We start from the raw sequence: 6337 nt of genomic DNA on the forward strand, positions 1-6337 counted from the left end.
GTGGTTGCTATGCAGTCACTGTAGAAACGACCCGATAAAAGATAAATGCGCGCATAATATTTTGATTAAAAACTATTGGTTTCTAATCCTGTGGACAAGTTCAGCAGCATGATGGTCTTCGTCAAGGCGGTAGAGAGTGGCTCCTTCGCAGCTGCCGCTGATGCGCTGGAGCTCTCTGCCCCCATGGTCGGCAAGCATGTGCGCCAGTTGGAGCAGCAGCTCGGTGTGACTTTGCTCAACCGCAGCACCCGCCGCCAAAGCCTGACGGAAGTGGGGCGCAACTACTACGAGCGCTGCAAGATCGTGCTGGTGGAGGTGGAAGCAGCCGATGCCATTGCCCGCGACAGCCGTAAATTGGCGCAAGGCCATTTGCGTATCAGCGCTTCCATCAACTATGGCACCCATTGTTTGGCTCCCGTGCTGGCCGGTTACCGTTCCAGTCACCCGCAGGTCACACTTGGGCTGGAGTTGAGCGACAGCGTGGTGGACGTGATTGCCGGTGGCTATGACGCAGTGTTTCGCGTGGGTACGATGCCCGACTCAGGCCTACGTGCGCGGCCCTTGGCGCCGTACCGCATGGTGGCTTGTGCGGCTCCGGCCTATCTAGTCGAACATGGCGCGCCACAAGCACCGGCTGACTTGGCGCAGCACCAATGCCTTGGCTTCACCCACTGGTCTCCGCGCGAGGTCTGGTATTTCGATGGGCCCAATGGCCGCGAAAAAGTTGCCATTCATGGGCCGCTCTCTGCCAACGTTGGCCACGCGCTGCGTGTGGCGGCGTTGGGGGGCATGGGCATCATCTTGCAGCCCGAGGCACTGGTGGCCGACGACTTGCGGGCGGGTTGCTTGCAGCGCGTGCTGCCCGACTACGCCGCCCCAGCTCTGCCCGTGCATTTGGTTACGGCGCCGGGGCGGCTGCGTACCCAAAAGCTGCAAAGTTTTTTGGACTATATCGTCGAAGTGCTGGGGCCGCAGTCGGGCGGGAGAGGCACCAACAGGTGATTGTGGGGAGCGAGAAACCGGTCAACCGAGCGATCTCTATTTCATCAGGCGGTGAAAGCGGTGGTCGAAGGGTTGCCCCCGCAGTTCAAGGCGGTGAAGGCACTGATCAACAACGTCGGTCTAGCTCTGGCGCCCAGCGCGGCGCAGAACGTCGATCTGAATGATTGGCACACCATGATCGACACCTGGTCGCAGAAACTGCCCGACTGGCTGGGCTTGCACGTACGTTGCTTCGCTTTTCTCGGCGGGACGTCAGAAATCCTGGTGCCGGATTATGTGGCGCGCCACATAATCCGGCTTTTGTTCCCTTCGCCGTTATGTTCCCAGCGCGGGCGTTTGGCCGTACTTCAAGGCGACTGCGCCGGTAAACGCCACATAACGTTTCACTCTGGTCGGATGATGACCTTCCACCCTGTTTCATGGAATGGAGGTTGTCATGTTGGAACGTTATTTCTTGAAGCCGCAAACTGTCGATCGGATTCGCGGCAATTGGCTTGGCTCGGCAATCAAGCGCTACGTGAAGTGGCTGGAGCAGGAAGGCTGCCATCGCCCTGTGCGCTCCACCCGATCAATCCTCGGCGGCATCCTCCCAAGCAGGCGCTCGGCACTGGGACGTCGACTTGCTGAAATGGCTCGATTCCCTTTGATTCTTATGTGCCCCTCGGCTCGAGCGTCACCCATCATTCCTGGGGCTGCCGAGCCAGTGCCACATAATGGCGAAGGGAACAAAAGCCGGACAACCTGCGCAGTGGCGTAACCAAGGCGCATAGCTACGAGCCGGACATTAACCCCAGCTACCGCGATCTGGCCGAGCATTACGGAGTCGCCGTGCTGCCTGCTCGCGCGCGTAAGCCCAGAGATAAAGCCAAGGTCGAAGTCGGCGTGCAGGTGGTCGAACGCTGGATCCTCGCGGTGCTGCGCAACCGCCAGTTTTTCTCCCTGAGCGAACTTAATACGGAGATCGGCGTGCTGCTGGATCGTCTCAATCAACGGCCCTTCAAAAAACTACCCGGCTCGCGCTGCTCGGCCTTCAAGGCTAAGCGCGCCGACGAATCCGTCGCCTATTTGCGCTGGTTGTTGGCGCCGACGCCGAATTGACCCAGTGCCGAGATGTCACTGACCTAGCAGCCTGTCGGACTTGAATTCATGAGCGGGGCATCAATAGTGAGGCGAAGCAATTTGCCTCACTATTTAGGTATTTCCAGGCATTTTTGCCCCAGGCTTTCTGGGTGCGAGCGGATTTAACCCATTCTTACCCGCATTGGACGGATTTGTGGCGCATAACGGCCATGCGTTTCAAATTCCAGGCCAGACAGACCAGGCGCCATTCCCCGCTCACCTTGTCCTTGCCCCGCAACAGGAACTGACGGAAGCCCATGACCGATTTGATGATGCCGAACACCGGCTCCACCGTCTGTTTGCGCAGGGCATAGAGGCGGCGCCCCGGCTGAGTCTTGAGCTTGTGCGCCATGCGTTGCTGGGCCGTGGCATCGGCGTCGAGCGGCGGCGGTTCCGCGAAGCGCGCCCGCCAGCCGGGGTGGTGGTCTTCGCGCGCCACCGCCAGGTAGGGTTCGATTGCGGCCGCTTCGCAGGCGGCGATGTTGCTTTCGCTGCTGTAGCCACAGTCCCCGAGCAGCGCCTGCACCTGGCCCAACGATGCCGGCAGCGCCTTGAGCTCGGCCAGCATGGGGACAACTTGTTGCTTGTCGTTGCCTGCTTGAGTGAGGCCCTGCGCCACTATGAGTAGCGTGTCGGTAACCGCTCCACGACGACCTCTCTGCTTCGATAAAAGAGGTCGATGGTAGTGAATTAATCCTGCGTTGCTGCCTGCCTTTGGGGTGGCCGGATCAACGTGGAATAGGTGGCCGGATGTTGGTGGAGTGAGTGGCCGGATGGCCGTGGAATCCGCAGATTAAGTCCGACAGGCTGCTAGGAACACCTTTCAAGCGCCACCAGAACGGTGCAAGTACAACAGTGGCAGTTCCGAACCGGATGAATGCCAAAAGTACGGGGTCGATCGGGGATGAGCCGCCCATAGCCAGACGAGTTCCTATGATCCAGATCGTCCAAAAGCCGACAGTAATGATGGCAGCGACTGTGCCAATTCTAACTAGATTTCCTTTCTCTACGACCGTTTGCCCATCCATTGCCACACCTATCGTTCACTGAAAAAAGCTCGATGTCCTGCCCACGCGAATGTCATTTAGCCATTCCCGCTGAGTGAGGATGAAAGCCTGCCTTGCAGCATTGAAATCGGACGCTTAACCGTCTGCTGCTGAACTGACTGACGGCATTATCGCGTGTCAACTCGTCGAGATTTGTCTGAAAGCGGCTTTTTTTCCATTAAAGCGGCGTCATCTCTTCGTTCGCAGCAATTTCAGGTCGTCCTGAAGGTTTTTTTTGGGATAAAACGAGAGACCTTGCAGGCGGCGGGGGGCGAGGGCGGCATGGGTCATGCGAGCTTGCCGTAATCACCACCGTGTGCTGCAGCAAATAAGCAAACTGGTAAATGTTATGAATTCTGATAAAGCACTAAAAGGCGATTTGCTCGGAGGTCACGATTACTCCAACTCTCACGGGCAGAATCTCGATAGAGGGTGTCGGCGCTGATTGAAAACTGACCCCACCCTGCCGATTGAAAATTGACCCAGGGCGGATTGCTGATTTTGGCATCAGCAATTGTGGATAAGCTTAGCAGTCGTGTCCCGGTGGAAGAGGCATTAAAGCCCCACCGCATGTGGGCATGCGGCAGGGTATTTTTGGTGCAGATCAAAACAGCTCATCGTCCTCGGCACCATCATTGTCTTTGCGCTTTCGTTCACGTGATTTGATCTTGGTCTGGGCGACCAAGCTGCTGTGTTGCAGGCGGTAGGACTCGTTGCCCGTTTCGACGATGTGGCAGTGGTGTGTCAGCCGATCCAGCAACGCCGTTGTCATCTTGGCGTCACCAAACACGCTCGACCATTCCGAGAAGCTGAGGTTGGTGGTGATCACCACGCTGGTGTGCTCGTACAGCTTGGATAGCAGGTGAAATAACAGGGCACCACCGCTCTGGCTGAAGGGCAAATACCCCAGTTCATCGAGTATCACCAGGTCTGTTCGTAGCAGCCCTTGAGCGATGCGGCCCGTCTTGCCGTCGTACTTTTCGCGTTCCAGCAGATTGACCAGATCCACCGTGGAGTAGAAGCGCACGCGTTTGTGATGCGTCGTGATCCCGGACACAGCCAAGGCGGTGGCGAGGTGTGTTTTGCCTGTTCCAGGCCCGCCGATGAACACGACATTCTGCGCGGTATCGGTGAACTCCAGGTTGGACAGATCCCTGATCAGGCGGGCATCTGCGCTGGAAGCGCTGAAGTCGAAGCCGGCCAAATCACGATGCATGGGGAGTTTGGCCATGTTCATCTGGTGGTTCACTGAGCGCACCGCTCGATCCGCATGTTCTTGTTGGAGAAGATGCTCAAGTAGCCATTTCGAGGATGCCGTCGAAGCTTCTCCTTGCGAGGCTAGTTCTTCCCAGGCGCTGGCCATGCCATGCAGACGCAGTTCTTTGAGTTCCGCCATAAGATCACGCATTGCGAGTCTCCTCATCGGTGGTACGGAGCCGGTCGTAGCGTGCCGTATTGGCGACAGGCGCTATCTTGAGTTGAAGGCTGGTTTCGGCGGACGGAGGGGCTGCTGTCGATGTCAGTCGAGCCAGGACATTCAGGATGTGCTCAGCACTCAAGCTGCCTGATTCAAGTACCAACTCCACAGCCACCAATATGGCGTCGAGCCCGGCGATGGGAACAGCCGCCAGTACCTGCGTCATGACTCGATCACCATTGGCGTGACGCCTCAGACCGCGTTTTAGCAGCTGCAACGGCTTCGGCAGATCAGCAAACGGAGCGCCATTGCGCAGCGCTCCAGGCTTGCGCTCGATAAGCGGGATGTAATGCTGCCAGTCAAAACTGACCTGATCTCGATCAAACAGACGCTCGTGGCTGGCAATCGTCGTTTCATCGGCGATGACCACCACCCGGGAAACGGCCTTGGCTGTCCTCTGCCACGTTGTGAGCAAACAGGATCATCGGGAGCTGGCCCGCTGCATGGCATTTGAAGAGTTCGTCGCGGGTGACTTCAATGCGAAATATTGTCCAGTCTCGAACCAAGCAGTAAGGCTTTTCGGGAAAACGTTGGTTCGCCAGCGCTCGTGCATCAGAGCTGCTCGACAGGCCTTCCAGTGGTGTACGTGGCCCCTTCATAAAGTCGGGTTCTACGACGCTAGCCATAAGGCATCCCCTCAGTAATTACCATCAAATTGACAATTCCAACCCTCGCTACCTACTGCTCACGACGGCTTGTCTGATCCACAACAGCGCTGCGTTCTCTAGGCCAAGACGCATGAGCAAAGCCATTAAACCTCTACACAAGCCAGAAGGCAATCATAATGAACCTAATTGGGCGTGTTATGACTCTATCGAGTGTGGCTTTATCCTCCGATTTGATTAGGGGAAAAACCGATGGATGCGGCAGAAGCACTGGCTGTCGTGGTTCGTGGGATTCGCAGAGGCCAAGGTTTGTCCCAAGAGGACATCAACAATCTCGGGCGCTCTCATTTCAGCCGAATAGAGCGGGGGGAAGTAAGTATCGGACTCGATGTCTTGGTGAAGCTCGCCGAAATCCTAGACCTCGATCCGGCTACGCTCCTGCTTATGGCGACCTCCATGCAAAATCACGAATCATTCAAAGAAGGTCAAAAACGTCTTTCGAAGCAGCTGGTAAGGATCAGAAAGGCAGGGATTGACCTTGAGATTGAGTCGCAGGCTCGGGTTGGAAAGCCCCGTCCTGGTCGACCAGCTCGTCCTGAGGCGGCTATTAATGCCATTGAGGCCAATCGATTGAAGCAGTCGGGAATGCCTGTCGCTGAGATCGCGGAAAGGTTGGGACTTTCTAAAGCGACTGTTCGTAGATATTTGAAAACAACCCAGCCCGAACAGCCGTGACATTTAAATGACCAGCACCTGTAGTGGTCAACTAATCCCAGACACAATGTTAAGTTTTTTCTCGGCCCAGGCGGTTGCGTTTGCTGAACCTACATATAACCCACTGAAGTTCGCATGACTGAACCTTCTCTCTCTGCCGATTGAAACTCAGCTCCCAGCTTGTTCAACCGGTTTTTCTCCCGAGCGCAGAAATGCACCATAAATTTTCTTAGCCATTGCGGCTCTGTGAATCGCCCCGGGTTTTCTAGACACTCTCAAGGCTCGCTGCGTAACGCTTTTCAAACTCTACCGGTGACAGCTGATTGTTGAAACTGTGGCGTCGTTTTGGGTTGTAAAACATCTCGATGTAATCG

Annotated in this window: 6 protein-coding genes and 3 pseudogenes; 4 read left to right on the plus strand and 5 right to left on the minus strand. The window is 56.4% G+C overall.

The features are described from left to right. The first annotated feature begins 90 nt into the window (after positions 1-90). The 3 genes and pseudogenes from AC19YY_RS26905 to AC19YY_RS26915 form a co-directional block, all read left to right on the plus strand. Complete coding sequence (locus AC19YY_RS26905; RefSeq protein WP_197678989.1) at positions 91-1002, plus strand: LysR family transcriptional regulator; 912 nt, start codon at positions 91-93, stop codon at positions 1000-1002. Positions 1003-1062: 60 nt separating this feature from the next. After that, a complete protein-coding gene (locus AC19YY_RS26910) occupies positions 1063-1629 on the plus strand; it encodes a hypothetical protein (RefSeq protein ID WP_193790947.1) in 567 nt (188 codons plus the stop codon). Between the two features lie 105 nt (positions 1630-1734). Beyond that, positions 1735-2037, plus strand: a pseudogene (locus AC19YY_RS26915) (IS21 family transposase); the annotation flags it as partial. 217 nt (positions 2038-2254) lie between these two features. Here the strand turns inward: AC19YY_RS26915 and AC19YY_RS26920 are convergent. The 4 genes and pseudogenes from AC19YY_RS26920 to AC19YY_RS26935 all read right to left on the minus strand — a co-directional run. Then, positions 2255-2758: pseudogene (locus AC19YY_RS26920) on the minus strand (transposase); the annotation flags it as partial. 1013 nt (positions 2759-3771) lie between these two features. Further along, complete coding sequence (istB, locus tag AC19YY_RS26925) at positions 3772-4575, minus strand: IS21-like element helper ATPase IstB (protein ID WP_010466203.1); 804 nt, start codon at positions 4573-4575, stop codon at positions 3772-3774. Then, positions 4568-5023, minus strand: a pseudogene (locus AC19YY_RS26930) (IS21 family transposase); the annotation flags it as partial. The pseudogene AC19YY_RS26930 and the gene istB, both read right to left, overlap by 8 nt. Further along, entirely contained in the window at positions 4998-5270 is a 273-nt protein-coding gene (locus AC19YY_RS26935; RefSeq protein ID WP_133077465.1) for a DUF6957 family protein, read from the minus strand. The pseudogene AC19YY_RS26930 and the gene AC19YY_RS26935, both read right to left, overlap by 26 nt. A 231-nt stretch (positions 5271-5501) precedes the next feature. On the opposite strand from AC19YY_RS26935, the gene AC19YY_RS26940 reads away from it, so the two are divergent. Beyond that, positions 5502-5984: a helix-turn-helix domain-containing protein gene (locus AC19YY_RS26940; RefSeq protein WP_133077466.1), complete on the plus strand. Its 483-nt coding sequence runs from the start codon at positions 5502-5504 to the stop codon at positions 5982-5984. Positions 5985-6228: 244 nt separating this feature from the next. On the opposite strand, the gene AC19YY_RS26945 is transcribed toward AC19YY_RS26940, so the two are convergent. Further along, on the minus strand, positions 6229-6337 hold a 109-nt coding region (locus AC19YY_RS26945), incomplete at its 5' end, for an IS3 family transposase (RefSeq protein ID WP_138762977.1).

It is taken from the genome of Pseudomonas sp. MF09156 (assembly GCF_059862305.1).